Source organism: Roseibium sp. RKSG952 (genome assembly GCF_009711355.1).
On record NZ_SMMF01000649.1, the window covers coordinates 1 to 3,139 of the forward strand.

Annotated in this window: 2 protein-coding genes; both read right to left on the bottom strand. The window is 45.7% G+C overall.

Annotated features, from left to right (window positions below; translation table 11 throughout):
• Positions 1–185 precede the first annotated feature (185 nt).
• Positions 186–1,166, bottom strand: a complete 981-nt coding sequence (gene repB / locus E1297_RS03310; RefSeq protein WP_155133841.1) for a plasmid partitioning protein RepB — start codon at positions 1,164–1,166, stop codon at positions 186–188.
• A 71-nt stretch (positions 1,167–1,237) separates the two neighbouring features.
• Positions 1,238–2,431: a plasmid partitioning protein RepA gene (repA, locus tag E1297_RS03315; protein ID WP_368669450.1), complete on the bottom strand. Its 1,194-nt coding sequence runs from the start codon at positions 2,429–2,431 to the stop codon at positions 1,238–1,240.
• Positions 2,432–3,139: the final 708 nt, after the last annotated feature.

The window sequence follows — 3,139 nt, forward strand, 5'->3', positions numbered from 1 at the left end:
CGGCCGATCAATCAAATTAAAACGGCGAGATAGGCAAACAGGCACACAAAGTTCAGCTGTGTGAAAGACAGAACTTGCTCTGCGCTCGAACAAGGACTAGAATCATAGCTGCGAAACCGAGATTTTAAGTCCTAGTGCTTATCTCATTTAGAGCCCGCCCCTGTGGCGGGTTCTTTGTATCTAAGTCATCGTTCATTCTCCTTGTCTGCATTGTTCAAGTAGGATTCGTAAATATCCGGCAATTGATCCGCAATAAATTGTCCGAACGCCGATGGGTCTACACCAGCGCCACCACTAAGCGAAATTGAGTAATTTCGAGCTGTTTTTATAGTTTCCGCCTTTATACGGCTATCATTGGAGATCCATTTTTCCGGTTTTGCTTTGGCTGGCCGTTTCTTGCGGGTCTGTTTCAGTTTGGACAGTAGCTGCACCACTTTATCCGACGGGGCGAGTGATGTAGCCTCTTGTGTTTCCAAAAAAGTAAGAGCGGCCTCTTTATTACCGGGTCGATCAAGAAGCTTTTTGAGCTGATACAGCGGCTCACGGCCAACTTTTCTGGCAGCTCCTAAATGAGCAACCACTTCGGGTGGAATTTGAGCAACACTAAGCAATTTAGAAAGTGCTGAAGCGTCACAGGTAAGTGCAGCCAACAAGGTTTGATTTTCATACCCATCGTCCGCTAGTCGTTTTGCAAACATCGCCTTTTCCAAAAATGACAAGTTGGCGCGGGCAGAGTTTTCACGGCCCTGCAAAACAACATGTTCGACGTCTGTTAGTTCTCGAACAACGGCGCGCACGGTTTTTTGTAAGCGCTTTGCGGCAGCCCATCTGCGATGGCCAAACACGATCATATATCGAGATTGATCCTTGGGATTCGGCCTTACCAGTATCGGTTGTTGTTGCCCTTCATTGGCTATAGTCTGTACAAACTCATCAAAATCAGATCCATCGTCGATGCGATCCGCAACGAAAGAAGGGTCAACTATATCGGTTGACAGCTCAATGATCGTGTCGCCCATAGCAAGCTGTTCAGCCTGCTGCGCAAGCAAGTTAATGGAGCCTGTAATAGACTTCCCAGCTCCCATTAGCCGGGGCTGAGCCGTTCGTTCTTCCGAAACCGCCTTACGTTTTTGCATAAGACCGTCGAATGGGTTTTTCTTGGTCATTGGTTCAGTCCAGAAATCCGATTATGTAGTTGTATTTATTTATTTTTTTGTAGTTTTGTCAGCAGACAAAACTATCGACCCCATGTCTTGTGGATCAAATCCTGGATTTCATTATTTACCTTGAGCATGCATTCCATGGCTCTATCGTATACAGATCCCTTAATTGCTCCTCGTTCCAGCTCATAAAGAGATCGCTTCGTCAGCCCTGCATCGGATATCGCCGTTGATTTTAACATCGGCGAATTCAGTACTTCTTCGGCCAGGATGGATTCCAAAAAACCTACCATGCGCCTTTGCGGAACATCTGTCGGTTCATAGCGTGTTATAAGATAACGCATCCAATCCATTTGAACTGGCACGCCAGCATCACGTAGGTTCCTTGTGATACTCCCCAACATCAAAAGAAATTGGCTCATAGACATCAAGTCCAACATCTGTGGGTGTACCGTTATCAATACGGAAGTTGCAGCACTTAACGATGCAAGGGTTAGATAACCAAGTTGCGGAGGGCAATCCATGATTACGACATCAAAGTGTTCTTCAATCGTTTCCAATTGATCTGCAATACGCGCGAAAAAGCGTTTCCCTTCAGCAGAAGTCTGCATAGCCAAAGGGGTCGCATACTCAAACTCTTGAAGATCCAAGTTCGCAGGAATAATCTTTAGCATCGGGAAATTTGTGTCCCGTATAGCCGTCGCAATATCCTGTCGTTCATTGTCATATCGAATTGCGTCATAAATTGATGGGTTGTTGTCTAATTCTGGCTGGAACCCATGCAAAGCAGAAAGCGATCCCTGTGGGTCCAAATCAATGCCTAATGTTCGATGTCCCGTTAGTGACAAATGTTGGCCCAAGTGTGCAGCGGTTGTAGTTTTTCCACTCCCGCCCTTAAAATTCACTACAGCAATAACTTGAAGTTTTTCATGTGAACGCTTTCGTGGAACATACGGCTTTGAAGCTGACCGACCAGTTTCATTAAGGTACTCTCGGAGTTCTTCGATCTGCTCGGCATCATAGTATCTTTGGTCTCTTCTACCAATCTCGGGGACCGGCCCTTTCTCATTAAGATAGAGCCGCTTCAAATTTTCTGGCGTCGTCCCAATGAATGATGCAACTTCTTTAAGTGGAAATTTTCGGAGAGTTTTCTGAGCATCGGGAGGAAAAGTCTGCCGACGGAGCTGATCAAGCATCTGGGAGATCTCTTCTCCGTGCTGAAGAATCTTGTCATCAAGTGTGAATGGTTCGATTTTATCAAGCATGGAAATATGGTCCCGACGAATAACGCTACTTTTACCGATGCAGCAGCAGTTCCGTAATTATTGGATACAAAATGATTCCTGCAAGCTTTTTTTCGTAAACAAACACTTAACACGTGGATGGTGTTTGGAGCCTCAGCTCAAGAAGGCGTTTCAGTTGAAGTGCTACAGGGTCGAAAAATTCGCCAACAAATTGTTTTTAATGATTTTTTTTGATTTTTGTCTGCTGACAAAATTTCCCAGCTTATCTTTGGAGATATCCATGTTTCACTGGGTACCGAGTTTTGATTTTGCTGCTCTTGCTAAAATTCGTTCGTTATTTCCGAATCAGACGTCGAAAAATCATTCAGCTTCCGAACAACCGGTAATTATGATTCTACGCTCGCCATACTCTTACACCGCAATTCAAGCGGTAAGACCTACCGGCAAGAATCCCATTCACCCTATCATTGTCATTGCGTTGGCTCGCTCTCGGAGTCTTTGGGAGCCGTACCCAGACCCAGTTTTCTTCTGAACTAAATGAGATGGTGTTGTCACACTAGAAAGTAGCGCTGAGGTAAACAATTTGAAAAAACCAAAAACCAATTATCGGCGAATTGGAAGCACTGGGGCCGGCGGAGACTGACGGGTTGTGTTCCGGGCTTGGGTTTAGCTGACATTCGTTAGTCTACCATGCATTGGCAGTCCCCGGCCCATGGACGAAGCCGCTCGCGCGGC